The organism is Yersinia kristensenii (assembly GCF_900460525.1).
In the GTDB taxonomy this organism is placed as follows: domain Bacteria; phylum Pseudomonadota; class Gammaproteobacteria; order Enterobacterales; family Enterobacteriaceae; genus Yersinia; species Yersinia kristensenii.
In genome coordinates this window covers 1,037,770-1,063,374 of the sequence record NZ_UHIY01000001.1, presented here as the reverse complement: position 1 = coordinate 1,063,374, position 25,605 = coordinate 1,037,770, and the positions used below count along the sequence as shown (strand labels likewise).

The window sequence follows — 25,605 nt, the reverse complement described above, 5'->3', positions numbered from 1 at the left end:
GAAATTCTTCATGCTAATGCTATTCCTGACTGTCGCACTGGTGCATCTGGTGGCTTTGATGAGCCCTGGCCCTGATTTCTTTTTTGTCTCGCAAACTGCGGCTAGCCGCTCGCGCCGCGAAGCAATGATGGGCGTAGTCGGTATTTCTCTGGGGATTGTGGTCTGGGCCGGAGTCGCCCTGATGGGGCTAAATCTCATCTTGCAGAAAATGGCGTGGCTACATGAAATCATTATGGTCGGCGGCGGGTTATACCTGTGTTGGATGGGTTGGCAGCTACTGAAATCCGCCCGTTCTAAACAAAACGTCTCAGAAGGTGAGGTGCAAGTTGCACTTCCTGTGCGTGGGCGGACTTTTCTGCGGGGTTTTCTGACTAATTTATCGAACCCCAAAGCGGTTATCTATTTCGGCAGCGTGTTTTCACTGTTTGTCGGCGATGACATCAGTGCGGGTGCGCGCTGGGGCCTGTTTGTACTGATTATTGCGGAGACCTTTGTCTGGTTCAGTATTGTGGCCTGCGTCTTTGCTTTGCCGGTGATGCGCCGTGGCTATCAGCGGTTATCCAAATGGATTGATGGGCTGGCAGGGGTGTTATTCACCGGTTTTGGTATCCACCTAATATTGTCCCGCTAGCGAATTCCCCAACCGGTGAATTGCCCGGTTGGGAGCATCATAACGGCTTTATACTTTTCGTGCCGTGGCCAGTAATGCGCCTATCAACATGAATAAGCTACCAAATATTCGGTTCAATAATTTCATTTGCTGCGGTGATTTAATCCAGCCCGCGATGCGCGTAGCAAGAGTCGCGTAACCAATCATCACGATAATATCGACTATCACACTGGTGCTGCCGAGAATCAGATATTGCGCCACCTGCGGTTGGTGTGGCAGGACAAATTGTGGGAACAATGCAGCCAGGAAGACAATGCTTTTCGGGTTGGTCAGGTTGACGAACACTGCGCGTTTAAATAGCTTGCGCCGTGGCATGCTGTTCGCCAATGCATGCAAATCCAGCGCCCCGGCGGCGCGCCATTGTTGAATGCCAAGCCAAATTAAGTAAGCCGCTCCGAGCCATTTTAATAGTTCAAATGCCAGCAGAGATTGTGAAATCAGTGCGCCAAGGCCCACACCAACCAGCACAATATGCACCGCCAGCCCCAATTGTAATCCGCAGATGGAGGCAATCACGCCGCGCGTGCCATGACTGATGGTGGTGCTCATGGTGTTGATGGCACCTGAGCCGGGGGACAAACTGAGAATAATTGTGGTCAGCAGATAAGTTAACCACCAATCTAAGGTCATTGGCAAAACTCCCTGAATGCATAAATTTATGCCACAATACTCTATTGCTAATCATTGTGCTATGGCTCACAGAGTACCCTGTCACTCCAGCCAAAGGATGCAATTAGCTATGATTTATAACGTTATATTATATCGGGCCGCACTATGCTGTTAGAGACGCACTATGCTGTTAGAGACACACTATGCCGTTAGATAATAGCTGGTTGACCCGTGAAGAGCAGTTTGCTGCTTTTGTTAATGGCCCATTGTTAGATTTCTGGCAGCAGCGGGAGGAAGACGAGTTTATGGGGGTCGATAATATCCCCATTCGCTATGTCCGTTTCCGCTCACCCGAACATACCCGCGTGGTAGTGGTGGTGCCTGGTCGCATTGAAAGCTACGTTAAATACCCTGAAGTAGCTTATGATCTATTCCAGCAAGGCTATGATGTTATAGTGATGGATCATCGTGGGCAGGGCCGATCCGGGCGAATGCTGGAGGATCATAACCGTGGCCATGTGATCAAATTTGATGATTACATTGAAGATTTTACGCAGTTGGTGCAGCGCGAAATAACCGGTAGCCATTATCAGCAGCGTTTTGCACTGGCCCATTCTATGGGGGGCGCAATTCTGACGCGCTTTTTGGCGCGGCAGCCAGAGGTATTTGACGCCGTGGCACTCTGTGCACCAATGTTTGGTATCCATTTGCCGATGCCGGGCTGGCTGGCTCACCGGATTGTTGACTGGGCTGAAAAGCATCAGAAACTGCGGGATTATTACGCAATTGGCACCGGGCAATGGCGACCATTGCCGTATTTGGTCAATATGCTGACCCACAGCCGCGAGCGCTATCGCCGCTATTTGCACCAATATGCCGATACACCCGAAATCCGTGTTGGCGGGCCAACCTATCATTGGATCCGTGAAAGCATGCTGGTGGGTGAGCAAATTATTGCTCAGGCAGACAAAATTACTACGCCGGTTCTGTTACTACAGGCCAGTGATGATCGGGTTGTGCATAACCCGGCCCATAATGCATTTTCTCAGGCAATGATTCTGGCGGGGCACCCTTGCGAAGGGGGGCAGCCTAAGGTCATTCAAGGCGCACGCCATGAGATCCTGTTCGAGCGGGACACCCTGCGTGCTGAGGCGCTAAGCGCCATATTGCGCTTTTTTGCGCAACATCACTCTTCTTTACAACATAAAATAATCCGTCGGCCGGTAAATCCCGACACCACCAGAGGTTAGAACATACCGCTATGTATCATGTTGTTGCTTCCGATTTAGATGGCACTCTGCTGTCACCTGACCACATATTGACGCCTTATACCAAAGAGACACTCAAGTTGCTGACGCAGCGCGACGTGCACTTTGTGTTTGCGACTGGCCGCCACCATATTGATGTGGCGCAAATACGCGACAACCTGGATATCAGCGCCTTTATGATAACCTCCAACGGCGCGCGTGTGCATAACACGGCTGGGGAACTGATTTTCAGTCATAACCTTGATGCTGATATTGCCCGTGATTTGTACAATATTGAACATCATAATCCAGATATTCTAACCAACGTCTATTTGAATGATGAATGGTACATGAACCGCGAAAGCCCTGAACAGGAAGAGTTTTTCCGCGAATCGGTGTTCAAATATCAAGTGTTCGAACCGGCTTTACTGCCGACTGACGGGGTGTGTAAGGTTTACTTCACCTGTGAAGATCACGATAAATTATTGATTTTGGAAGAAGCCATCAATGCGCGTTGGGGCGATCGGGTGAATGTCAGCTTCTCCTTCCCGACCTGTCTGGAAGTCATGGGCGGTGGGGTATCCAAGGGCCATGCGCTTGAGCAAGTGTCTAAAATCATTGGTTATTCATTGAAAGAATGTATCGCATTTGGCGATGGTATGAATGATCTGGAAATGCTGTCTATGTCGGGTAAGGGCTGCATTATGCGCGATGCCCATCAGCGCTTAAAAGATATGTTGCCGAACCTCGAAGTGATCGGCTCAAATGCTGATGATGCAGTCCCCCATTACCTGCGCAAGATGTTTTTAGGTACTGATAAATAACGGGAAATCATTGGCAAAGGGCTGATAGCTCCGTGAGTGAAGGGGTTACCATACCTAGGGGCACTCCGGTGGCTTACGCCACTACGACCCCAACGGCACGATTCCCCTTCATTTAACTTTGTAATCAGTCTGAGGGGGGACGATAACCCTTACCGTCCCCCTTTTTGATTTCAGTTTTTAACTTCTGATTTTTAACTGACGGCAGCTAACTTACTGGTGCTGCCCCTGTTTTTGCAGGAATTGCACACCCTTATCTGGGAAGTCGGTAAATACCCCGTCAACCCCGGCTTGATTATAAATAATATCAAACAGTTGGTTTACATCTGTGGCGTATTTAGGCAGTTTATCCGCGCGGATAGTAAACGGATGCACCATCATATTGCTGGCATGGGCTTCTTTAACCATATCCGTCAGTTGGATATTATTTGGCGTCGAGGTTTCAACTACCAGCATATGGTAGTCAGGGCCGATGCCGTCAGCATATTGCGCGATTTTCTTCATTGCGCCGGGTTTGAACATCCAGTCATAGCTGTAATTAACCCATTCGCCATTCGGTTGCTGTTCGTAGGTTTCTTTCCAGTCAGTGTAAGCCACCAGTTGAACCAGTTTCAGGTCCATGCCCATCTTCGGTTCCAGCTCATTTTTGATGCGTTTTAATTCATTGGCATCAAAGCATTGCAGATAGACTTTATCGGCTTTGGTGGTGTAACCGTACTGTTTCAATACTTCCAACACCTTGGTGGAAATGTCTTTCCCTTCCTGCTTATGGAACCATGGCGCTTTGATTTCAGGATAGATACCGATATTTTTACCCGTTGAATGATTCAGCCCCTGAACAAATTCAATCTCTTCCTGGAAAGTGTGCACACGGAAATCAGACTTGCCCATTGGGAAGCGGCCCGGATAGCTCTGCACTTTCTTACCATCTTTACCAATATCAAAGCCTTCGGTAAATTTCAGTGACTTGATTTCTGGTAGCGTAAAGTCAATGGCGTAATAACGGCCATCTTGACGGGCACGGTCAGGAAAGCGATCGGCGACATCTGTTACCCGGTCGAGGTAATGGTCGTGGAGAACCACTAACTCATTATCTTTGGTCATCACCAAATCTTGTTCAAGATAATCAGCGCCCTGTGCGTAGGCCATCGCTTTAGCGGGCAGTGAGTGCTCAGGCAAGTAGCCACTGGCTCCACGATGCGCGATAACCACTTTATCGGCTGATTTATCTTTGGCTACGGGTTCAGCTGCATGTGCCATGCCGGCGACTGAAGATGCCAGAATCATACTTGCTACCAGGGTTTTGATATGGGTTTTCATTGATATTGCTCCATTTATCAATTTCAGGGTATGAAAAAGGCTGTGTCGCTATTAATCCATAGATAACGGCACAGCCTGTAAGCTACTTAATCATTTAGAGATTATTTTTTATCCAGCTCTGCCTGTCTGGCCAGCTCAGCGTGATGTTTTTTCTCACTGAACATGACGACGATCAATAACAGAACAGCCATGATGCTGCCGCCAATCATGACCATAAAGCCGCCGTCCCAACCGAAGTAGTCAACGGTGTAACCGACGATGGCACTGGCCGCAACCGAGCCACCCAGATAACCGAACAAACCGGTAAAGCCTGCGGCAGTACCCGCTGCTTTTTTCGGTGCTAATTCAAGGGCATGTAAGCCAATTAACATCACTGGGCCGTAAATCAGGAAGCCGATAGTGATCATACAGGCCATATCGATACCTGGATTACCAACCGGGTTCAGCCAGTAAATAATGGTCGCGATAGTCACCAATGTCATAAAGAACACGCCGGTGGCACCACGGTTACCTTTAAATACTTTGTCGGACATCCAACCACACAGCAGCGTCCCTGGAATTCCTGCGTATTCATACAGGAAATATGCCCATGAGGATTTATCCAGCGCGAAGTGTTTTACTTCTTTCAGGTAGGTAGGTGACCAGTCGAGGATGCCGTAACGCAGCAAATAAACAAACACGTTAGCAATCGCGATATACCATAACAGCTTGTTTGGTAAAATGTATTGCATGAAGATTTGCTTCGCCGTCAGCTCTTCTTCCGCTTCTTCGCTATAGTCATCTGGATAGTCGTTTTTGTACTCTTCAATCGGAGGTAAGCCCACAGATTGTGGGGTGTCACGCATTAAACCAAAGACAATCAATGCCACCAAAATGGCACCGAACGCTGGCATATAGAGCGCGGCTTTCCAGTCGTTAAACCATGCCATCCCCAGCAAGAACAGCAATGGCGGCAAGCCACCACCCACGTTATGGGCACAGTTCCAGACAGAAACGATACTGCCGCGTTCTTTCTTAGACCACCAGTGCACCATGGTACGGCCACATGGCGGCCACCCCATACCCTGGAACCAACCACATAAGAACAGCAGCACGAACATCACCGCGATACTGGATGTCGCCCATGGCACAAAGCCCATAAACAGCATCACGGCAGCGGCGAGAATCAAACCGGCGGAGAGGAACACCCGTGGGTTAGACCGGTCAGAAACCGAACCCATGATGAATTTTGAGAAGCCATAAGCAATAGAAATACCGGATAGTGCGAAACCCAGATCCCCGCGCGAGAATCCTTGTTCGATCAAATACGGCATGGCCAGAGTAAAGTTTTTACGCACCAGATAGTAGGCCGCGTAACCGAAGAAGATACCCATGAAAATTTGCCAACGTAAGCGGCGATAGGTGGGATCAATCTGGTCTGCGGGCAGCCTTGCCACATGTGGCGCGGGCTTAAAAATACTCAACATGAGTGCCTCCGATGGCTTTTTTGTAGTTTTTGACTCCGGTATAGCCTGGTGTCTACCCGGTGGTTAAACGCTGCCGATGGTTAAGCGGCGAAGCAATTGTCGTTTATGTTCCATAACGAACGTCATACTAGATAAGATTGCGAAACTTATCTGTGAGTGATGGCGCATTTGTTACAGTTATATGAAAGCGGCGGCAATTTTGAGCGATTGGTTAACATTTTGAAACCGGTAATGACAAATTACCTGTGACTTTGATCACAATCATGGTTTTTATACACCATATTATTTTCGTTTTTGGTTCGTTTTTGTTCCTTATCAAACAATACCCATAAAGACTGTGGCTCAATAGACTCATAATTAGCCGCTTGGCGGCTGTCTGATAAAATGGGGTCTTTCATGACGAACAGTTCTCCTTACACAGAAACGGATGTCATCATCATTGGTGGTGGCGCGACCGGGGCCGGGATTGCTCGAGACTGCGCCCGACGGGGGTTGGCTTGTACTCTGCTTGAGAGACATGACATCGCCACTGGCGCGACAGGCCGCAACCATGGCTTATTACACAGCGGTGCACGTTATGCTGTGACTGATGGCGAACCCGCCCGTGAATGTATTGAAGAAAACCGGATTCTGAAACGTATTGCCCGCCATTGCATTGAGCAAACCGATGGTTTGTTTATCACCTTGCCGGAAGACTCCCTGGAATATCAGGCGCAATTTATTGCTCGCTGTCAGGATGCGGGGATCGACGCCGAAGCCATTGATCCCAAACAAGCATTACGGCTGGAACCTGCTGCCAACCCCGCGCTGATTGCGGCTGTTCGTGTGCCAGATGGTACAGTTGATCCCTTCCGCTTAACCGCCGCCAATATGTTGGATGCCCGTGAGCACGGGGCCAATGTACTGACTTATCACCAAGTTATCGGATTATTACGTCAGGGTGATCGGGTGAGTGGCGTGCGCGTTTTTGATAGTAAGAATCAGCGCCAATATGATATTCATGCGCAAATCGTGGTCAATGCCGCGGGGATTTGGGGTCAGCACATTGCTGAATATGCCGATCTTCGTATTCGCATGTTCCCTGCCAAAGGCGCGTTGTTAATCCTGGGCCATCGGATCAACAACATGGTGATCAACCGCTGCCGTAAACCGGCCGATGCCGACATTTTAGTGCCGGGCGACACCATTTCACTGATCGGCACCACCTCCACCCATATTGATTACGATCAGATAGACAATATGGTCGTCACGGCACAAGAGGTGGATACCTTAATTCGTGAAGGGTCAAAATTGTCACCGCAACTGGCGCAAACGCGCATTTTACGGGCTTATGCCGGAGTCAGGCCGCTGGTCGCCAGTGATGATGATCCTTCGGGGCGTAATGTGAGTCGCGGCATCGTCTTGCTCGACCACGCCAGCCGTGATGGGTTGGAAGGTTTTATCACCATCACCGGCGGCAAGTTGATGACCTACCGGCTGATGGCGGAATGGGCAACAGATAAAGTCTGTGAAAAGCTGGGAGTGACCGCCGCCTGCACCACGGCCCAAGAGCCCCTTCCCGGTTCACAGCAATCAGCAGAGCAAACGCTCAGCAAAGTCATTTCTCTGCCCGCCAGCATTCGCGGCTCAGCGGTGTATCGTCACGGCGACCGCGCGACCCAGTTACTTGCAGGAAATCGTCTGGACAACAGTTTAGTGTGTGAATGCGAGGCGGTTACCGCCGGTGAAGTGCGCTATGCCATTGAATCTTTGTCAGTTAATAACCTACTGGATTTACGCCGCCGCACTCGCGTTGGCATGGGGACTTGCCAGGGGGAGCTTTGCGCATGCCGCGCTGCGGGTCTACTCAGCCGTTTTAAGGTGACCACACCGCAACAATCTCGGGAACAGCTTAGCCAGTTTTTGAATGAGCGCTGGAAAGGGGTGCGCCCAATAGCTTGGGGCGACGCTTTACGGGAAAGTGAGTTTACCCATTGGGTTTATCAAGGGCTCTGTGGCCTGGATGATAGCCCGAGCGCGGCCAATGTGCAGGAGAAACGCGATGAAATTTGATGTGATTATCATCGGTGGCGGGTTAGCCGGGTTGGCTTGCGGTATCCGCCTCGCCGAGCAAGGTAAATATTGCGCGATTGTCAGCGCCGGTCAAAATGCGCTGCATTTCTCCTCTGGTTCTTTGGATCTGTTGGCGAAATTACCCAATGGGCAGGCGGTCAGCCAGCCACTGTCTGCGCTTGAAATGTTAGCGGAATTAGCGCCTGAACATCCTTATAGCAAAATAGGGCAAACTGAGTCGGTGGGCGAGCTCGCGTATCAAGCTGAATCCCTGTTAAGCCGCTGCGGGCTGAATTTGGTCGGCAGCGCGGCTGAGAATCACTTGCGCCTCACCCCGCTGGGCAGTTGTCGGCCTACCTGGCTGAGTTCTTCGGATATTCCCGTCGCGCCATTGAGCGGCCCGCTGCCGTGGCAAAAAGTGGCGGTGATTGGTATTGAAGGGTTCCTCGATTTTCAGCCACAGATGGTCGCCAGTGCTTTGCAGGATCAGGGCGTTGAGGCCACCGCAGATTATCTGCATTTACCGGCGCTGGATCGTTTACGCGATAATCCCAGTGAATTCCGTGCGGTGAATATTGCGCGAGTGCTGGATTTGCCCGACAACCGGCAACCGCTGGCCGACGAACTGGCGCGTTTGTCATCAACAGCGGAAATGATTTTACTGCCTGCCTGCATTGGGCTGGATGAATCAGCACCATTAGAGGCGCTGCGTGCGGCGGTGGGAAAACCGATTCAATTGTTGCCAACCTTGCCGCCGTCATTGCTCGGTATGCGCCTACATCAAGCCCTGCGCCGTCGTTTCCAGCAATTAGGCGGTATTGTCATGCCGGGTGATGCGGTATTGCGCGCCGAACTGGTAGGAAATCGAATTACCGGTCTGTATAGCCGCAATCATGGTGATATTCCGCTACGGGCAGCCCAGATGGTGCTGGCGAGCGGCAGTTTCTTCAGCAATGGACTGGTGGCGACTTTTGAGCATATCTATGAGCCGATACTGGATCTGGATATTTTATCGCTACCAAACCGCGCAGATTGGAGCCACAGCAATATGTTTGCGCCGCAACCTTATTTGCAATTTGGCGTGAATACCGATAACCGATTACGGGCGCTGCGCGGCGGTGTCGCACTGGATAACCTGCATGTTATTGGCGCGGTTCTCGGCGGCTATGACCCGCTGCAACAGGGCTGTGGTGCCGGGGTCTCATTGACCAGTGCATTGTTCGTGGCAGAGCAGATTGTTAGCGCTATGGAGGTGACATTATGACGGGGTTACCACTGCACGAAAGCACTCAGGATGAGCCTCTCTATCAGAATAAACATCTGGCACGGGATAACAGCTTTGAAAGTTGTATCAAATGTACGGTTTGCACCACATATTGCCCGGTGGCGAAAGTTAACCCGCTTTATCCAGGGCCAAAACAAGCTGGCCCTGATGGCGAGCGCCTACGTTTGAAAGATCCGGCGCTGTATGATGATGCACTGAAATATTGTACTAACTGTAAACGCTGTGAAGTGGCTTGCCCGTCAGATGTCAAAATCGGTGACATCATCCAGCGCGCTAAAGCCAGTTACAGCAGTAATAAGCCCAAACTGCGTGATGCTATCCTCAGCCACACCGATCTCATGGGCACTCTCTCGACGCCGTTTGCGCCAGTCATCAATGCGGTCACGGGGTTAAAACCGGTGAGGGTCTTGCTGGATAAAGCGCTGAAAATTGACCACCGGCGCGAGTTACCGAAATATTCGTTTGGCACATTCCGCCGCTGGTATCGCAAACAAGCAGAGAAACAGCAGCAATATGCTGAACAGGTGGCATTTTTCCATGGCTGCTTTGTCAACTATAACCATCCGCAGTTGGGCAAGGATTTAGTCAGTGTATTCAATGCGATGAACATTGGTGTTCAATTGCTTAAACGCGAAAAATGCTGTGGTGTGCCGCTGATTGCAAATGGGTTTATTGAACAGGCGAAAAAACAGGCGCGGGTGAATTTGGAATCCCTCACTGACGCCGTGATTGACCGCGATATTCCGGTGGTCGCTACCTCCTCAAGCTGTACTTTTACCCTGCGCGACGAGTATCCGCATTTACTGGATGTCGATACTGCGCCGGTACGCGATAGAGTGGAACTAGCGACTCGCTATCTCTACCGTTTATTAGAAAAAGGGCGGGAATTACCACTCAAGCCACTGTTTTCAAGCGGAAATGGTTCGGCCGAAAACAAACCGCTGCGCATTGCTTATCACACACCATGCCATATGGAGAAAATGGGCTGGACGGCTTATACCTTGGCGCTACTCCAGCGTATCCCAGGTATTGAGCTGGTGGTATTGGATTCCCAATGTTGTGGGATTGCCGGGACATATGGCTTTAAATCAGAGAATTACACGACATCCCAAGGGATCGGAGCATCATTATTCCAACAGATTGAAGACAGTGGCGTTGATTTAGTGATTACTGACTGCGAAACCTGTAAATGGCAGATTGAGATGTCGACCAGTAAGAAATGCGAGCACCCCATTACCTTACTGGCACGAGCACTGGCGTGATTGTCAAAGACAGAGCGCGGGTTTACCCGCGCTCTTAGGCTGATGACAAAGTGGCTTATCGCTTAGTGAGTGAAGGGTTGACCGCACCTCGGGGCACTCCGACGGCTTACGCCGTTACGACCCCAACGGCGCGTTTCCCCTTCATTTGGCTTTATCCGCGCTATATTGGGAAGACTATCCCAGATTTATGGCAGTGATAATGGGCTCAACTTTAAGGTGCTGATAATGGATTCAGCTTCAGTCTGTGCTTGCTGCTGATTGTCGGCCGGTAAGGTAATTTGTAATGTCATCAATCGGTTATCGACTTTACCCATCAATACGGACGAATAGGCTTTTTGCCCACCACTAGTAATAATGCTGTCCAATTGCTGGAAAGGATGCCCGTCTACCTTAATGGCTTTGTTCGTCACAACCTGTAGGTTGGCATCACGAGCGCGTTGCTGTTCAGCCAGACGCTCAGTCAGAACATCCAACGCTTCATCGGTATTATCACCTAAAATCACGATAACCGCTTTATCGCCAGTTTTGTTGGCGTAAACGTGCATGTTATTGGTTTGGTTGCCCATTTTTCCGCTTTGGTCAGACAAATCTGCCGGCAAAACAAACGCCACTTTGCCATCTAACAAGCTGACGGGCTGGCCCACATTGTTATCGCTGCCGCCATCGCAAGCACTTAATCCCACGACCAGCAGGCCAACAGCAAGAAACTTGGTTATTTTATGCATGGTAATCCCTTATCGATGATTAATATCCCCTCTGATTTGAGATGGCAGAGGGAACAGCAACTCCAACCACTTTGGGTATGCGACCTTATCGCACCTTATTCAGACGCTAAAAGCAATCTATTATTCAGCAATCTATTATTCATAAATTTATTATTCATAAATCTATTGTTGAGCAGGACTTATTCGAGTTAGCGCTTGCTGTTCGGTCTGTCGAGCAAAGTATTTCAATAACACATTGAGCATCACGCCATAAGCTGGCAAGAAAAATAACATACAAATCAGAAGCTTAAAGCTATAATCCACCAGGGCGATTTCTACCCAATTTGCCGCCATAAAAGGGTCGGAACTGCGGTAGAACGCAATAAAGAAGAATGCCATGGTATCGCTGATATTGCCAAAGAACATGGCAGCGGTAGGGGCAACCCACCAGGCACTGCGTTGGCGAAGGCGGTTAAAGACTTGAACATCAAGAATTTGCCCCAGCACATATGCCATAAAGCTCGCCACGGCGATGCGGGCGACGACCAGATTAAAACTGGTTAATGCCGGGAACCCTTGCCAGCTTCCCTGATAAAACAGGGCGGAAATCAGATATGAAATAAGTAAGGCTGGCAGCATGACGGACAAAATAATCCGGCGCGCCAAAGGGGCACCAAAAATTCGCACAGTCAGATCAGTGGCTAAGAAGATAAACGGAAAAGTGAATGCCCCCCAAGTGGTGTGAAAACCGAAGATAGCGATCGGTAATTGCACCAGATAGTTACTGGAGGTAATGATGACAATATGGAATAGCGCCAGCCATACCAAAGCGGTCATCCGCTGTTGGGCAGTAAACGAAAACATAAATGTAGCCTTTTTGGTTATTGGGGTGAGGGAACCCAAACATAATGTGCCGCAATTTCTGCGACGCGCCGCATAATACGCGTTTGCGCAACGAATGCAATGGTTAATTTTAGCGCAATCGAGGGGCTTTCTACGGAAATTATTGTGCCCCTTGCACCTAAAAACCGGCGGAGTAAACTATTACGCTTCATAAGTTTGCCCGCTTCGTAAGCTCGCTTACACTTTAGATTATTCGTAGCCTGTTTATTGATACACAAGAGAACTGCAATGACCGATATTTTTGCCCATCCGGACAAAACACTTGATGCACTAGGATTACGCTGCCCAGAGCCGGTGATGATGGTGCGTAAAACCGTCCGACATATGGAGGATGGCCAAACTCTGCTGATTATTGCTGATGACCCTGCCACGACCCGTGATATCCCCGGTTTTTGCCGCTTTATGGATCACCAGTTACTGGCACAAGATACCCAACAGACGCCTTATCGCTATTTGGTCAAGAAAGGGGTAAAAGCGGAATAACCCCGGCTTTTACCCCTGTGTTCAAAATTGATCTTTGCTTTAAACATCCCGTTTGCGCAATAACCTCAGTGCGTTTGCTGTCACTAAGGCAGTTGCGCCGGAATCGGCTAATACTGCCAGCCACAAGCCGGTTAAGCCCAGTAAGGTGGTCACCAGAAAAATACCTTTCAGCCCTAATGCGATAGTAATGTTCTGGCGAATATTGGCGTTGGCTGCTCGTGATAACAGGATGATTTCTGCCAACCCCGTCAGCCGGTTATGGGTCAATGCGGCATCGGCGGTCTCCAACGCTACATCAGTGCCACTGCCCATCGCGATGCCAATACTGGCCGCTTTCATTGCTGGGGCATCATTAATACCGTCACCCACCATCACTGTCGGGTGTGTCGCATTTAGCGCCATAACTGCCTGTACTTTATCGGCAGGTAACAATCCAGCGCGGTAATCAATCCCCAGTTCACTGGCAATAGCCGCGGCTGCGCGTGGGTTATCACCTGTTAGCATAACCCCTTGAATACCTAGCTTTTTCAGTGAATCAATCGCCTGTTTAGCATCAGTGCGTAAAGTGTCGCGCAGTGCCACTAAACCAATGAATTTCTCATTTTCCAACACGGCGACAGCCGTTTTACCGCTACTTTCCAGTTCATCGAGCTGCGCTAGCCACTCAGCACTCAATAATTCCGGTGATATCTTACTGGGAGCACTGACACGAACCACTATCCCGTTCACTATGCCCTCAACACCGATACCTGCCAGCGCACGTCGTTCCTCGGCGAGTGGCAACAGGGGCGTATTTTGTTGCGCACGCTGCATGATGGCGACTGCCAGTGGATGGTGCGATCCCGCCTCTACCGCCGCCGCAAGCGCTAACAGGCGAGCTTCACTCACGCCGGATACTGGCAGAATATCAGTGACTTGCGGTTTCCCTTCTGTCAGCGTACCGGTTTTATCGAAAGCAACAGTTTGAATGCGGCCCAGTTGCTCAAGTGCCGCGCCCCCTTTAATCAATGCTCCGCGCCGTGTTGCTGCGGCCAGTGCTGAGGTAATGGCGGCTGGAGTAGAAATGACCAGCGCACATGGGCAACCAATCAGCAGCAATGTCAGGCCGCGGTAAATCCACGTTTCCCATGGTTCGGCGAAAGCTAAAGGCGGAACCAGCATCACCAGTGCTGAGAGAAGCATAATGACGGGTGTATAAATGCGACTGAAACGGTCAATGAAACGCTCAATAGGCGCTCGACGTTCTTCAGCTAATTCAATGAGTTGTAGAATACGGTCAATGGCATTATTACCTGGCTCAGAGATAACGCGCATTTCGGTAGCGCGATCGACAGATAAACTCCCTGCGGCGACTTTCTCGCCTTGCACGCGTTCAACAGGAACTGACTCGCCGGTGAGAGCACTTTCATCAAAACTGGCAAATGGAGTCATTAATTCCGCATCAGCGGGCAGGCGACCCCCTGGTGAGATTTCAATGATATCGCCAGGGCGCAAGCTGGCAACAGGCACCGGTTGGCGTTCACCGTTTTTGAGCAGCAATGCCTCTTCAGGTACCAGCGCCATTAGCGCGGTCACGCCCCGGCGTGCTCGGTTTGCTGCATAAGATTCCAGCAATTCGCCGATCATAAACAGCAGCAATACCATTGCGGCTTCAGCAGTCGCGCCAATAAACATTGCACCGATAGCCGCGACGCTCATTAAGGTTTCAATGGCAAAGGGGGTGCCGGAGCGGATGAGTTTCCAGGCTTTAGTTGCAACGGGGATTAGCCCGACAATGGTAGTTGCAATAAATGCAAATTCACTCAGCTGAATGCTGAATAATGAGATCCCCCAACTGATGAGCATCAGAGTGGTTAATAATATGATTGGTAAATATTCACGAATACGAGATTCTGGTGCAGCATTTTTGCTCGCCGTGTGAGACTGAGTATCGACCAGATTGAACCCTGCCTGTATGACGGCTTGCTGCACTTGGGGGCGAATATCTGAGCGGGCATCGACCACCAGTTTTTCTGTAGCAAACAGGACTTTTACATTTTCAATATCGCTCAGACTGCTGACTGCATTTTCAATTTTACGGGCACAACTTGGGCAATCCATTCCTTTAACTTGCCAGCTAAAACGCTGACTACCAGAAGGTGTGGCGAGAGCTAGTCTGTCACTTTCCTCGTCACCTTCATCGGCATGACTCTGGCTACAGCAATCTCCCTCTTGATGTGAATGCTCACTCACTGAGTTTGTGCTGTCATTGCTAGCCTTGGTTGCTTGTTGGTTACTGCAACCTGTTTGTTTTTTTGCATGACTATGACCACAGCCGCACTGGCTCTGTGTATCTGTTGAATGCTGATGTTCGGAATGTGAATGCATGGTGCCTCCTGGACAGAATGTAAAAGGTATACAGGATTTAGCCGGTATGATTGCACTCTACACCTTGGAGTCAACTCCAGAGTCAAGAGGGTAAATGAGAATAATTACTAAACGGGGGCTGAGACCAACAGAGGATATGACTGAAGATAACGCATCCTGCGCTGAGTTCTCAGGCTCCATCCTTGGAACCCGCTTGCAAAAGTACTTTGTAAAACAGTACGTCGCAAAATAATGTTGCGCTGTAATGGGTTAATTACAGATACAGCGACCTGACAATCAGGAAGTGCCCAACAAAATAGCATCCCGCGACAATGGCGTCCGAGGCTCGGAAAGAAAAACGATAGCGGTTTAGCAGCCAGACGGCGTGGGATAGCAGTAATAACACTGTCCCTGTCAGCAATGAGAAACTCATGTCGGTGCTACGAGCGAAATATTGTTCACCAGCCATCCACACCATGAGTAATGTCATTCCGACGAAAGCAACCACAGGCCAGCGCATTTCATCCAGCCGAGTCCAAATCGTGGCTAACAACAATGCGCCCACGATAATGAGAACCAAAGGAAGCGGCCAGAACAGGGTGAATGTCATTTGGCTGGCAAAACTGATGGTATAGAGTAAATGGGAGAGGAAAAATGCACCCAGAGCATAAAGTAAGCGCTCACTGGGTAGCAGCAATAGGGCATCCGCAACTAGCGTTGCCAGCAAGCCCAAAACAATCAGATAGCCCGCAGGGCCCAGAATAGGCGCTTGCCATGCGAGTAACAGCAACAGTAACAGAGTGACGGGTTTGAATACCCAACGTTGCCAGCGTGGGCCTCGGTAAGTTGCATCGACAAACAACCAACCAGAAAAGAATACAGCAAGGAATGGCCAGCTCATTATTTATCCTTTTTTCTATACAGGTTTCAGTGAAAGTACCTGTGTTGTAATGATAATCCGCAACGCCAATGACTCTGAGCATACATCAATTAAGTGTAAGGGATGGAAGCCAAGAGTGATAGCAGCACTACAGTGATTTGCATGATTTGTGCCACTTAATGCGTAGCAGTGCGCATAATCAGATTTAGCTGTGGGGGCAAACTGCTGAAGTCTTGGCCTTGTCTGGTCCACATGTTATGTTAACGCCGATTTCCGTTCGCTAAATCAAGGGATAGAGGCAATAGCACATGGCCAATGAACAATTGCTTTATCGCATTCAGTTTATAAATAATGGTAAGAATTATCAGCTCTATGTCCGAGAAATCGGCCCAAGTACCTTGTTTGGGTTTATTGAAATTGCAGATTTTGTCTTTGATAGCCAATCGACCTTGTTGGTCGACCCCTCAACAGAAAAGTTGAAGACAGAATTTTCCGGTGTTAACCGCAGCTATATCCCCCTTCATTCAGTGATTCGTATTGATGCGGTAACTGAAAAGGGCAGTGCCCGGATCTCTGAATTGGGCAGTAACGTGATGAGCTTCCCTTATCTACCAGGTAATAAACCTTAAATTTCTCTCGCCGAGTGAGCTTTAGCGGGCAAGATTATTATGAATAAACTTCCGTTGTTATTTATTGCTGTGGTGGTGTTGATTGTTGTGCTGGCCACCCGCCAATATTGGCAGAAGAAGCGGCAAGATGCAGAAAATGACCGCTTACCTGTGCGCAGTTTACAAGTCGAAGTTATTGATAAAAATGAAGTATTAGCACCAAATCGCCGTTCACGTCAACGTGAAGAGATTGTTGACGAAGATAAACGCTATGAAGTTTATTTCCGGCCATTACTGAGTACCGTAGAGGTAACCAAGGGCAGTGATATCAAAATTATCCTGCTACAGCCGGAATATAATCGTATAGATCAAGGCGCAAAAGGCACCCTACGCTTACAGGGTACGCGCTATATTGATTTTACTCCAAATTCAGTCGGCCAATAAATAACCTGTCGCTATAACAAAGATATATGTAGCGACAGTGGCTATTATTTTTTAGGCAATGGTGGCTGTTTCTTTTGCCAAGCCAACAATTCGAAAACCCCAAACACAAAAATTTTGAATTGTTGCCATCCACTGATTGGCTGATCTTTCGGCTGTGTAGATTTAAGTAATATCAGTTGCAAACCATGCATCAAGACCATGAAGATCATTGCGACATCAATAAAGTATTTCAACGGTTTAGGAAATGGCTGGAACAGATTCAACAATAAGAAAAACCATACTCCTAACATCAATAACCGGCCGATATTAATCCACATGGTGTTACTCCTGTTTTTCAGCGGATACCGTGCTTTTGAGGGTTTCTTCGCTACGAATATAGAGGCGATAAGCAACCTGCCCGGCAATTTTCTCTCGATGTAACTGCCAATTGGCTGGGACATCAGTGGCGGCACTTTCTGCCTCTGCTTCAACATAAATCCAGGCATCAGCCGTTAGCCAGTTGAATTGCTCCAATAAATTGATGGTTTCAGCCAGTAAACCTTTACGGAAAGGAGGGTCAAGGAAGACTAAATCGAAAGGCTGGCCCGGTTGGGCTAACCATTGCAAAGAATTGGTATTGACCACTTGCCCGTTGTCGGCACTCAATAACGTCAGATTGTTGGCCAGTTGTTTAGCGACATACCTGTCAGCTTCCAGCAGTATAGCAACACCTGCATAACGGGATAGCGCCTCCAGCCCTAAGGCGCCGCTACCCGCAAAGCAATCCAGACATCGGGCACCTTGAATCATGGGCGCAAGCCAGTTGAACAATGTCTCCCTGACCCGATCAGTGGTAGGGCGCAGCCCTGGGCTAACCGGCACAGGTAGTTTGCGCCCTCGCCATTTACCGCCAATAATGCGGATTTGTCCTGCGGACTGCTGTGGAGCTTGTTTTGCTTTGACTATCGGTCGCTTTGCCATAGATCGCTTTGCTTGAAAGTTGGCCAGTATTGCAGCACTGAATAAAAAAGTTAGTCGCTATTCTACCCATGAGTGCAGTGTGGGGGAAACGTTAAACCTTTGTTGATTGAATTCACGATAGAAAGCAGCATCGTGCGCGTGTTGCTGTTCAGGGGAAAGTGATAGACTTGCGAACTATGATCTTATTTATGTAAACCCAAAGTAATTAGAGTCCAAAAATGGCAAAAGAAAAAAAACGTGGATTTTTTTCCTGGCTGGGCTTAGGCCGTCAGAATGAAGAACACACAGCAGAGCCATTGGCTACTGAGAAAGAAAATACCGCTGAGCTGGCTATTGAAGAGCAAGCTATCGGCGAAAAACAAGCTGAAATAGTTTCAGAAAATGCCTCTGACGCGGCAGCACTGCCTGAGCAGGTAACCCCAGGTGAATGGGATAGCGCAGCAATTGGTGAAGCTGCGGCTGAAACTTTGCCAGAGGTAGCTGTAGAGCCAACTGCACAAGCAGTTGAAGAAAATATAGATTTCGCTGCAGACCCTCAGTATTTACAGCATCACTTCTCACAGAGTGACAGTGATAAAGCCCACGTTGACTCATGGGATGAAGGTACCGTCAGTGCGCCAGAATTGCCGCTGACGGAAAGCAATGTTGCTGTCGATATTCCAGAGCCACAGGGTATTGTTGATGAACCTCCGGTCGAGGTCATTGAGGAGCTTGTTAGCCTTGAAGATGAGATCGTAGCTGAAGAACTTATTGAAAATGAAGAAGAAATTGTAGCAGCAACGGCTCAAGAACAAGAGCGGCCAACGAAAGAGGGTTTCTTTGCTCGCTTAAAACGTAGCTTAATCAAAACCAAGCAGAATCTTGGCTCTGGTTTTATGGGGCTATTCCGTGGCAAGAAAATCGACGACGATCTATTTGAAGAGCTAGAAGAACAGCTCTTGATCGCCGACGTAGGTGTCGAAACTACGCGTAAAATTATTACTTCTCTAACAGAGCATGCCAGTCGTAAACAGCTAAAAGATGCCGAAGCATTGTATGGCAAGCTCAAAGAGGAAATGTCTGAAATTCTGTCTAAAGTAGACAAACCATTAGATGTCAGTGGTAAAAATCCATTTGTTATTTTAATGGTTGGCGTCAATGGGGTGGGTAAAACTACTACCATTGGTAAGTTGGCGCGCCAATTCCAGGCCGAGGGGAAATCTGTCATGTTGGCGGCGGGTGATACTTTCCGCGCAGCGGCAGTAGAACAGCTGCAAGTTTGGGGTGATCGCAATAAGATTGCCGTCGTTGCACAACATACCGGCGCAGATTCAGCATCAGTCATTTTCGATGCTATTCAGGCGGCTAAAGCGCGGGGTATTGATGTGCTGTTAGCTGATACTGCCGGGCGTCTGCAAAATAAAAGTCACTTGATGGAAGAGCTGAAGAAGATTGTCCGCGTGATGAAAAAGCTGGACGGCGATGCCCCCCATGAGGTTATGCTGACGTTGGATGCCAGTACCGGACAAAATGCGGTGAGTCAGGCGAAACTGTTTAATGAAGCAGTGGGTCTGACCGGAATTACCCTGACTAAGCTCGATGGTACCGCCAAGGGTGGGGTAATATTTGCCATCGCAGATCAGTTCGGTATCCCAATCCGTTATATCGGCGTTGGGGAAGGTATAGAGGATTTACGGCCATTTAAGGCTGACGATTTTATTGAGGCTCTTTTTGCCCGAGAGGATTAATACGGATGATTCGCTTTGAACAGGTCAGTAAAGCTTATCTGGGAGGACGACAGGCACTGCAAGGGGTAGATTTTCATCTGCGTCCAGCGGAAATGGCGTTCTTGACAGGTCATTCCGGTGCAGGGAAAAGTACTCTGCTGAAACTGATTTGTGGTATCGAGCGCCCCAGTGCTGGCCATATCTGGTTTGGTGGTCATGACATCAGCCGCCTGAAAAATCGCGAAGTGCCATTCTTGCGTCGTCAGATCGGGATGATCTTTCAAGATCACCACCTGCTGTTGGACAGAACGGTCTATGACAATGTTGCCATGCCATTGATTATTGCAGGTGCCAGCACCGAAGATATTCGCCGCAGAGTGTCTGCGGCACTGGATAAAGTGGGGTTATTGGATAAGGCGAAAAACTTCCCTATTCAGCTCTCCGGTGGTGAACAACAGCGTGTTGGTATAGCGAGGGCGGTAGTGAACAAGCCCGCGGTATTACTGGCAGATGAGCCGACCGGTAACCTGGATGATGCATTATCTGAAGGCATTTTGCGTTTGTTTGAAGAGTTTAACCGTGTGGGCGTTACCGTGTTAATGGCAACCCACGACACGTCGTTGATTGCTCGGCGGCGCTACCCGATTCTGACATTAAGTCAGGGGCGGATGTCAGGAGCGCATCATGGCGAATAATAGTGCGCAGAAAGCAAAAACCAAGGCGCTGAAAGGCGGTTGGCGCGAACAGTGGCGTTATTCGTGGGTTAATGCTGTTGCCGATATGATGCGCCAACCGTTGGCAACGTTGTTAACAGTGATGGTGATTGCCATCTCACTGACCCTGCCAAGTGTGTGTTATATCGTGTGGAAGAACGTCAGTCAGGCGGCGGATCAATGGTATCCAACGCCGCAATTGACGGTCTATCTGGATAAAGCGTTAGATGATAACGCGGCTGAAAATGTCGTGACCACACTGAAAGCGGAAGCCGGTGTTGAGAAAGTTAACTATCTATCGCGGGAAGAAGCGATGGGTGAGTTCCGCAACTGGTCTGGTTTTGGCGGTGCGCTGGATATGCTGGAAGAAAACCCGCTGCCCGCAGTTGCCATTATCACGCCTAAGATAGATTTTCAAAGTTCCGGGACGCTCGATACCCTGCGCGAGCGGGTGAGTAAGGTCGAAGGGGTAGCTGAAGTTCGTATGGATGATAGCTGGTTTGCTCGTTTGGCGGCATTAACCGGCTTGGTCGGGCAAGTTGCGGCCATGATTGGCGTGTTGATGGTGGTAGCTGTATTCCTGGTCATTGGTAACAGTGTGCGTCTGAGTATCTTTAGCCGCCGCGATACTATCAATGTTATGAAACTGATTGGGGCAACCGATGGGTTTATTCTGCGGCCGTTCTTGAACGGTGGCGCGATGCTAGGTTTCGGCGGTGCGGTGTTATCACTAATTCTCTCCGAAGCGCTGGTATGGAAGCTCGGTTCGGTTGTGACACAGGTAGCCACGGTGTTCGGCACCAGCTTTGCGCTACATGGGTTAAGCTGGGATGAATGCCTGCTGTTGGTGTTGATCTCGGCCATGATTGGCTGGATCGCCGCCTGGTTGGCGACGGTTCAACATTTACGCCGATTTACACCGCAGTAAAAAATGTTTGTTATACTCTTTCCCTGCGGTACCTCGTGAAGGCAGGGAAAGGGCGCGGTTTACCCGTTAATACCATAGGCTCTCCCTGATACGCACAGCGAGTTATCTGCTAAACTCAACAGCTGAAACTGTGATCCAGTTTGAACTTTTATGGTGATAACAGGTCGAAGAACACAGTGAAATGATAAGGTGCCCAGCGCTTGAATCTGCTTAGGCAGGTGCTAAAATATAGGCGCTGAGAGAAATTTGCACTATTTAATATACCCCATAGATTTCAAGTTGCAGGAAGGCGGAAAGTAAGAGACAACTTGGTTGTAAACCATGTTGAACAGCGCCTGCGTTGGCCCGCAGGGTGAGTCTCTAATGAGGCTCATAATCACGATGAATTCACATCAGTAAGTGATTCGGGTGAGCGCAAGTAGCCAACAAACCTGCGGTTTGAAAGATAACAGGTATAACCATGCAATGAGAGGGTTTCGAATGACCAAAGAAATGCAAACTTTAGCCTTAGTACCCCAAGGTAGTTTGGAAGCCTATATTCGGGCTGCCAATGCCTATCCAATGCTAACTGCAGAGGAAGAGCGGGAACTGGCTGAACGGCTGCATTACCAGGGCGATCTGGGGGCGGCTAAACAGCTAATCCTGTCTCACCTGCGCTTTGTTGCTCATGTTGCCCGTAACTATTCTGGGTATGGTTTGCCACAGGCTGACCTTATTCAGGAAGGTAATATTGGCTTGATGAAAGCGGTTCGCCGTTTTAACCCTGAAGTTGGGGTGCGTCTGGTGTCTTTCGCAGTACACTGGATCAAAGCAGAAATTCATGAATATGTTCTGCGTAATTGGCGGATTGTTAAAGTTGCGACCACTAAAGCTCAGCGTAAGTTATTCTTTAATCTGCGTAAAACTAAGCAGCGTTTGGGTTGGTTTAACCAAGATGAAGTCGAGCTGGTTGCCAAAGAACTGGGTGTGACCAGTAAAGATGTTCGTGAGATGGAATCACGCATGTCCGCACAGGATATGACTTTCGACCCATCTCCAGATGATGAAGCACGTGACGGCCAATCTATGGCGCCCGTCCTGTATTTGCAGGATAAAACCTCAGACTTTGCAGATGGCATCGAGGAGGATAATTGGGACAATCACGCGGCAGACAAATTATCTTATGCATTGGAAGGTTTGGACGAGCGGAGCCAGCATATTATTCGTGCTCGTTGGCTGGATGATGACAACAAGTCTACATTGCAGGAACTGGCTGATCAGTACGGTGTATCTGCTGAACGTGTTCGTCAGCTTGAAAAGAACGCGATGAAAAAATTACGAATGGCTATTGAAGCCTGATATATACCTTACATAATTGACATCGCAGTTAACAATATACTGCGGTATGTAATCAAAAGGGTATATGACGTAACATGAAGGGCGATATTAATTATTAATATCGCCCTTTTACTTTGTGCGTTTTAGCAGTCTCTGATTTTTAACGATATGAGCTAAATCATGGCTTAAAAGTCTTCCACACACTCGATTCCGACAGTCAGTCGGATTATCTATGGCGTTAACTCCGTAATAATAATTTTCTAAAAAAACCAAATTCGGCAAAGTACTAAATACGATAAATAATAAAACAAGTAGGCTGATACTGTTTTTATATTGTTAATTATCCATTGATTTAATGTGCCATATTAAATCACATAAAACATTATAAGTTAGTTAATCACTAATAATTTTATTGTGCCATTGCATAATGGTATTTTTAATTATTAACAGTCTATATTTATAACTTAAATGATGTAAATGAAAATTTAATATTGGAGTTTTTTTCAGGAGAATAATATGTCAAATGCTGCACGTAGCACTAATAAAAATAATGCCATGCCTATTGGTGGTGAAGATACATCTGTTGAACGGCTTAGAGGGGATGATTCAATAGTTTCTGGTATTGATAATATGGAGTATCGCCATTATGGAGTAGCTGATGGCCACGGTATTATTGACGATAATGGTGGTCATTATGGCCATATCCAATTCATTAATATACAAACTAAAAAACTCAGACTACAAAGGTCAGGGAATGATTTAATATTTTGGACCAGAGTGAATGGGAAAGAAAGTTCACGACATAACCTTGTGACAGTTAAACATCATTTTAGTGATGTTGGTGAAAATAAAGTTGAATACCTTCTTTTAGATAATAAAAAATATGTTATTGATGATCTGACCCGAAACTTAGTTGGCAGCCAATCCTCATCCGTTGATCTTTTGTCCTCAGCGATCCCGCTGCCTATGTCCAAAGCCAGTAACTTGGTTTTCTCTTTGTCGCTGGATGATGTGACAAACCCTATTACCCATCTTTATCACTCCGGGGAAACATCTGGCTATGGTTTATCTAAAGAACTGGATGTATTAGGGCAACGCTATAACTTTAATATCCGAAAAGAGTCAGATATGACTTTTTGGACTGAAGACAATATGTGGTTATCGGCTGACGGCAAACAGGTATTTCAGCCGAGTAGCCCTATGGGGGATGGGGAGAGCACTGCGTATGAGGAGTTTGTCAGCAGCTTGGATATGAGTATCCCAGGGGCTGAGGAGGAAGGGCACCATAGTTTAGAGTTAGAAGATTGTCCTTCGCAAGGGCAATCTTTTGAGCGCTGGACAGCAGCGAAAAAGTTAGTCAAAAAGTACAACTTGGATATGGTTAAAACTTTATCTGTCATTGACGGGGGGAATATGCTTACGGGCCGGCGGGCCAATGGTAAAATTTATGCATTGGTTGGCCGTGATGCGGTAATACAGACTACGTTAAGGCATAACTACCTTGATTCAGAGCGAGTGGCGGCCGAAGTTGAAGCAATGCAAAATAACGGTGAATTCACTTTGAGCCTGGCAAGTGAAGAATCGAGTATCTTTCGGCGGGGATTCGACCCTCAAATTGATTTAATGTTACTGGAAGCTTCAGGATTATTACCAGAGCACCTTGATTATCCTTCCCGTTTATTATTAGCCAAGACTGTACGCGCTAAACTTGAATTGGCAAATATGCGAGATGCATTAACTGATATTCCAGATATTGGTAATGAGATGAATTTATCGATAGAACAGATAGCTGCCGCAAATCATCGTCATCGTGTAGCATATAAAGGCGATAACATACCTGATAATTACGATGAGAAATTGTTGCGTATGTATAAAAGAGATTACTCTGAGCTGAGTGCGATGATGCAATGGTCACCACGATATAGTCATAAGTTAATCAAACAAAAATTACAACATTGGCAGCCGGATATCGCTGCTAAAAATCGCATGATGATCATGCTTAAGAATGCAGGTTTTATTCGTTCATTCCTAAGCGATAAGCAAGTTGAACAGCAGGCTATTCGTTTTCTCGCAATGAATGAAATCTCTAAAGATATTATTGCTGATGAACTGGGTGTAGCTCGTGAAGATTTGGTTATAGTGAGTCAACAGGAGTTTCATATTGATATGTATATGCGTCCATTGTCTGATGGGCGTGTTATGGTTCATGATTATCAGGAGGCGAAAAATTTAGTACAAAAGGTGCTGGACGATCCAAATAGTAAATTGACTGAGCAAAATAAAATTGATTTACAACAAACGATGCTTGAGTTGCAGCAGCTACACCAACAACGTCTTCCTATTAGCAATCTTATTGAGAAACAATTACGAGACTCTGGTCTACAACCTATAAAAACACCGGGTGTTTTCTCTGTGGGAGAAATACAATTGGGGGCGGTTGATACGGAAGATCATTATATCTTAAAACGTCATGTGAATTATATGAATGGTGTCATGGGGACCAGCCAAAAAGATAATTCGATGTTCTATATTACCAATGCGTCTAGCATCGAACCTCTCAACGACGCAATCTCTGATTGGTTTAAAAATCACATGCCAGGGTTGCAGGTGGAATTTATTGGTAGGGCAAAAATGGGGGAGGGTAATGATTATTATGTTCCTGCTGACTTCAATTTTGCTGAAAGTTTATTGGATCTTAGCGGAGGTTTTGATTGCATTACCCTCCATCACGGCACTGCAACGGAGTTATTAGCTGAAAATATGGCAAGTTTCGCTGGGCAAAATGAAGCTGTGAGTAGTGGATCCTCGCCGGATAGCGTGGCTGCTGCAATTTTTACCCGCCCATCATATATGGTAAATAATTATGAGCGGGCTGTTTAAT

General features: G+C 48.0%; 24 protein-coding genes. 14 read left to right on the top strand and 10 right to left on the bottom strand.

Annotated features, from left to right (window positions below; genetic code table 11):
* Positions 1–10 precede the first annotated feature (10 nt).
* Positions 11–631: a threonine export protein RhtC gene (gene rhtC, locus DX162_RS04940; protein WP_004391309.1), complete on the top strand. Its 621-nt coding sequence runs from the start codon at positions 11–13 to the stop codon at positions 629–631.
* A gap of 48 nt (positions 632–679) precedes the next feature.
* Here rhtC and rhtB read toward each other — a convergent pair whose 3' ends face one another.
* Positions 680–1,300: a homoserine/homoserine lactone efflux protein gene (rhtB, locus tag DX162_RS04935; RefSeq protein ID WP_004391310.1), complete on the bottom strand. Its 621-nt coding sequence runs from the start codon at positions 1,298–1,300 to the stop codon at positions 680–682.
* A 182-nt stretch (positions 1,301–1,482) separates the two neighbouring features.
* Here rhtB and pldB point away from each other — a divergent pair, with 182 nt between their 5' ends.
* Positions 1,483–2,529 (top strand): lysophospholipase L2, encoded by a 1,047-nt coding sequence (gene pldB / locus DX162_RS04930; protein ID WP_004391311.1) that lies wholly within the window; start codon positions 1,483–1,485, stop codon positions 2,527–2,529.
* Between the two features lie 11 nt (positions 2,530–2,540).
* Complete coding sequence (gene yigL / locus DX162_RS04925; RefSeq protein WP_004391312.1) at positions 2,541–3,350, top strand: sugar/pyridoxal phosphate phosphatase YigL; 810 nt, start codon at positions 2,541–2,543, stop codon at positions 3,348–3,350.
* A gap of 210 nt (positions 3,351–3,560) precedes the next feature.
* On the opposite strand, the gene glpQ is transcribed toward yigL, so the two are convergent.
* From glpQ to DX162_RS22270, 3 genes are all read right to left on the bottom strand, one after another.
* Positions 3,561–4,667, bottom strand: a complete 1,107-nt coding sequence (glpQ, locus tag DX162_RS04920) for a glycerophosphodiester phosphodiesterase (RefSeq protein WP_004391313.1) — start codon at positions 4,665–4,667, stop codon at positions 3,561–3,563.
* Between the two features lie 101 nt (positions 4,668–4,768).
* On the bottom strand, positions 4,769–6,133 hold the full coding sequence (glpT, locus tag DX162_RS04915; RefSeq protein ID WP_004391314.1) for a glycerol-3-phosphate transporter: 1,365 nt from the start codon (positions 6,131–6,133) through the stop codon (positions 4,769–4,771).
* A 239-nt stretch (positions 6,134–6,372) separates the two neighbouring features.
* On the bottom strand, positions 6,373–6,531 hold the full coding sequence (locus DX162_RS22270) for a hypothetical protein (protein ID WP_004391316.1): 159 nt from the start codon (positions 6,529–6,531) through the stop codon (positions 6,373–6,375).
* Here DX162_RS22270 and glpA point away from each other — a divergent pair.
* From glpA to glpC, 3 genes are read left to right on the top strand one after another with little or no spacing between them, the layout of a single operon-like run.
* Complete coding sequence (glpA, locus tag DX162_RS04910) at positions 6,530–8,185, top strand: anaerobic glycerol-3-phosphate dehydrogenase subunit A (protein WP_004391315.1); 1,656 nt, start codon at positions 6,530–6,532, stop codon at positions 8,183–8,185. The two genes, DX162_RS22270 and glpA, sit on opposite strands and share 2 nt — an antisense overlap.
* On the top strand, positions 8,175–9,449 hold the full coding sequence (gene glpB, locus DX162_RS04905) for a glycerol-3-phosphate dehydrogenase subunit GlpB (protein ID WP_032820170.1): 1,275 nt from the start codon (positions 8,175–8,177) through the stop codon (positions 9,447–9,449). Before glpA ends, glpB begins: the two co-directional genes overlap by 11 nt.
* Positions 9,446–10,732 carry an anaerobic glycerol-3-phosphate dehydrogenase subunit GlpC gene (gene glpC / locus DX162_RS04900; protein WP_032820172.1) on the top strand — a complete coding sequence of 429 codons (1,287 nt, stop codon included), beginning with the start codon at positions 9,446–9,448 and terminating at the stop codon, positions 10,730–10,732. The genes glpB and glpC overlap by 4 nt, the downstream gene beginning before the upstream one ends.
* Positions 10,733–10,917: 185 nt before the next feature.
* Here the strand turns inward: glpC and DX162_RS04895 are convergent, their stop codons facing one another.
* Both DX162_RS04895 and DX162_RS04890 read right to left on the bottom strand, forming a co-directional pair.
* Positions 10,918–11,457: a DcrB family lipoprotein gene (locus tag DX162_RS04895; protein WP_004391319.1), complete on the bottom strand. Its 540-nt coding sequence runs from the start codon at positions 11,455–11,457 to the stop codon at positions 10,918–10,920.
* 162 nt (positions 11,458–11,619) lie between these two features.
* A complete protein-coding gene (locus tag DX162_RS04890) occupies positions 11,620–12,300 on the bottom strand; it encodes a 7-cyano-7-deazaguanine/7-aminomethyl-7-deazaguanine transporter (protein ID WP_004391324.1) in 681 nt (226 codons plus the stop codon).
* 267 nt (positions 12,301–12,567) lie between these two features.
* Here DX162_RS04890 and tusA point away from each other — a divergent pair, with 267 nt between their 5' ends.
* Positions 12,568–12,822 (top strand): sulfurtransferase TusA, encoded by a 255-nt coding sequence (tusA, locus tag DX162_RS04885; protein WP_004391326.1) that lies wholly within the window; start codon positions 12,568–12,570, stop codon positions 12,820–12,822.
* A gap of 39 nt (positions 12,823–12,861) precedes the next feature.
* On the opposite strand, the gene DX162_RS04880 is transcribed toward tusA, so the two are convergent.
* Positions 12,862–15,189: a zinc/cadmium/mercury/lead-transporting ATPase gene (locus DX162_RS04880; protein ID WP_004391327.1), complete on the bottom strand. Its 2,328-nt coding sequence runs from the start codon at positions 15,187–15,189 to the stop codon at positions 12,862–12,864.
* A gap of 253 nt (positions 15,190–15,442) precedes the next feature.
* Complete coding sequence (locus DX162_RS04875; RefSeq protein ID WP_004391328.1) at positions 15,443–16,069, bottom strand: lysoplasmalogenase; 627 nt, start codon at positions 16,067–16,069, stop codon at positions 15,443–15,445.
* A 287-nt stretch (positions 16,070–16,356) separates the two neighbouring features.
* Here DX162_RS04875 and DX162_RS04870 point away from each other — a divergent pair, with 287 nt between their 5' ends.
* Positions 16,357–16,677, top strand: coding sequence for a DUF1820 family protein (locus DX162_RS04870; RefSeq protein ID WP_004391329.1), 321 nt, complete (start codon positions 16,357–16,359; stop codon positions 16,675–16,677).
* Positions 16,678–16,716: 39 nt separating this feature from the next.
* Positions 16,717–17,100, top strand: coding sequence for a DUF2500 family protein (locus tag DX162_RS04865; RefSeq protein WP_004391330.1), 384 nt, complete (start codon positions 16,717–16,719; stop codon positions 17,098–17,100).
* Positions 17,101–17,144: 44 nt separating this feature from the next.
* Here the strand turns inward: DX162_RS04865 and DX162_RS04860 are convergent, their stop codons facing one another.
* Together DX162_RS04860 and rsmD are read right to left on the bottom strand one after the other, a co-directional pair.
* Positions 17,145–17,417 (bottom strand): DUF1145 family protein, encoded by a 273-nt coding sequence (locus DX162_RS04860; protein WP_004391333.1) that lies wholly within the window; start codon positions 17,415–17,417, stop codon positions 17,145–17,147.
* Positions 17,418–17,421: 4 nt separating this feature from the next.
* Complete coding sequence (gene rsmD, locus DX162_RS04855) at positions 17,422–18,060, bottom strand: 16S rRNA (guanine(966)-N(2))-methyltransferase (RefSeq protein WP_004391334.1); 639 nt, start codon at positions 18,058–18,060, stop codon at positions 17,422–17,424.
* 218 nt (positions 18,061–18,278) lie between these two features.
* Here rsmD and ftsY point away from each other — a divergent pair, with 218 nt between their 5' ends.
* From ftsY to DX162_RS22540, 5 genes are all read left to right on the top strand, one after another.
* Positions 18,279–19,787: a signal recognition particle-docking protein FtsY gene (ftsY, locus tag DX162_RS04850; RefSeq protein ID WP_004391335.1), complete on the top strand. Its 1,509-nt coding sequence runs from the start codon at positions 18,279–18,281 to the stop codon at positions 19,785–19,787.
* 5 nt (positions 19,788–19,792) lie between these two features.
* On the top strand, positions 19,793–20,461 hold the full coding sequence (gene ftsE, locus DX162_RS04845) for a cell division ATP-binding protein FtsE (protein WP_004391337.1): 669 nt from the start codon (positions 19,793–19,795) through the stop codon (positions 20,459–20,461).
* The gene (gene ftsX, locus DX162_RS04840) at positions 20,451–21,407 is read left to right on the top strand and encodes a permease-like cell division protein FtsX (protein WP_032820174.1); all 957 of its coding nucleotides are present in this window, start codon (positions 20,451–20,453) and stop codon (positions 21,405–21,407) included. Before ftsE ends, ftsX begins: the two co-directional genes overlap by 11 nt.
* Before the next feature lie 480 nt (positions 21,408–21,887).
* Positions 21,888–22,745, top strand: coding sequence for an RNA polymerase sigma factor RpoH (gene rpoH / locus DX162_RS04835; RefSeq protein WP_004391342.1), 858 nt, complete (start codon positions 21,888–21,890; stop codon positions 22,743–22,745).
* Positions 22,746–23,240: 495 nt separating this feature from the next.
* Positions 23,241–25,604, top strand: coding sequence for a hypothetical protein (locus tag DX162_RS22540; protein WP_004391343.1), 2,364 nt, complete (start codon positions 23,241–23,243; stop codon positions 25,602–25,604).
* The last annotated feature ends 1 nt before the right edge of the window (position 25,605 follow it).

Excerpts from the sequence above, each read along its gene's own strand:
- rsmD (WP_004391334.1), bottom strand. The coding sequence starts at position 18,060 with ATGGCAAAGCGACCGATAGTCAAAGCAAAACAAGCTCCACAGCAGTCC.
- DX162_RS04890 (WP_004391324.1), bottom strand. The coding sequence starts at position 12,300 with ATGTTTTCGTTTACTGCCCAACAGCGGATGACCGCTTTGGTATGGCTG.
- glpT (WP_004391314.1), bottom strand. The coding sequence starts at position 6,133 with ATGTTGAGTATTTTTAAGCCCGCGCCACATGTGGCAAGGCTGCCCGCA.
- tusA (WP_004391326.1), top strand. The coding sequence starts at position 12,568 with ATGACCGATATTTTTGCCCATCCGGACAAAACACTTGATGCACTAGGA.
- yigL (WP_004391312.1), top strand. The coding sequence starts at position 2,541 with ATGTATCATGTTGTTGCTTCCGATTTAGATGGCACTCTGCTGTCACCT.
- DX162_RS04870 (WP_004391329.1), top strand. The coding sequence starts at position 16,357 with ATGGCCAATGAACAATTGCTTTATCGCATTCAGTTTATAAATAATGGT.
- glpA (WP_004391315.1), top strand. The coding sequence starts at position 6,530 with ATGACGAACAGTTCTCCTTACACAGAAACGGATGTCATCATCATTGGT.
- DX162_RS04865 (WP_004391330.1), top strand. The coding sequence starts at position 16,717 with ATGAATAAACTTCCGTTGTTATTTATTGCTGTGGTGGTGTTGATTGTT.
- glpB (WP_032820170.1), top strand. The coding sequence starts at position 8,175 with ATGAAATTTGATGTGATTATCATCGGTGGCGGGTTAGCCGGGTTGGCT.
- pldB (WP_004391311.1), top strand. The coding sequence starts at position 1,483 with ATGCCGTTAGATAATAGCTGGTTGACCCGTGAAGAGCAGTTTGCTGCT.
- rhtC (WP_004391309.1), top strand. The coding sequence starts at position 11 with ATGCTAATGCTATTCCTGACTGTCGCACTGGTGCATCTGGTGGCTTTG.
- DX162_RS04880 (WP_004391327.1), bottom strand. The coding sequence starts at position 15,189 with ATGCATTCACATTCCGAACATCAGCATTCAACAGATACACAGAGCCAG.
- rpoH (WP_004391342.1), top strand. The coding sequence starts at position 21,888 with ATGACCAAAGAAATGCAAACTTTAGCCTTAGTACCCCAAGGTAGTTTG.
- rhtB (WP_004391310.1), bottom strand. The coding sequence starts at position 1,300 with ATGACCTTAGATTGGTGGTTAACTTATCTGCTGACCACAATTATTCTC.
- DX162_RS22270 (WP_004391316.1), bottom strand. The coding sequence starts at position 6,531 with ATGAAAGACCCCATTTTATCAGACAGCCGCCAAGCGGCTAATTATGAG.
- DX162_RS04860 (WP_004391333.1), bottom strand. The coding sequence starts at position 17,417 with ATGTGGATTAATATCGGCCGGTTATTGATGTTAGGAGTATGGTTTTTC.
- ftsX (WP_032820174.1), top strand. The coding sequence starts at position 20,451 with ATGGCGAATAATAGTGCGCAGAAAGCAAAAACCAAGGCGCTGAAAGGC.
- DX162_RS22540 (WP_004391343.1), top strand. The coding sequence starts at position 23,241 with ATGTCAAATGCTGCACGTAGCACTAATAAAAATAATGCCATGCCTATT.
- glpQ (WP_004391313.1), bottom strand. The coding sequence starts at position 4,667 with ATGAAAACCCATATCAAAACCCTGGTAGCAAGTATGATTCTGGCATCT.
- DX162_RS04875 (WP_004391328.1), bottom strand. The coding sequence starts at position 16,069 with ATGAGCTGGCCATTCCTTGCTGTATTCTTTTCTGGTTGGTTGTTTGTC.
- glpC (WP_032820172.1), top strand. The coding sequence starts at position 9,446 with ATGACGGGGTTACCACTGCACGAAAGCACTCAGGATGAGCCTCTCTAT.
- ftsE (WP_004391337.1), top strand. The coding sequence starts at position 19,793 with ATGATTCGCTTTGAACAGGTCAGTAAAGCTTATCTGGGAGGACGACAG.
- ftsY (WP_004391335.1), top strand. The coding sequence starts at position 18,279 with ATGGCAAAAGAAAAAAAACGTGGATTTTTTTCCTGGCTGGGCTTAGGC.
- DX162_RS04895 (WP_004391319.1), bottom strand. The coding sequence starts at position 11,457 with ATGCATAAAATAACCAAGTTTCTTGCTGTTGGCCTGCTGGTCGTGGGA.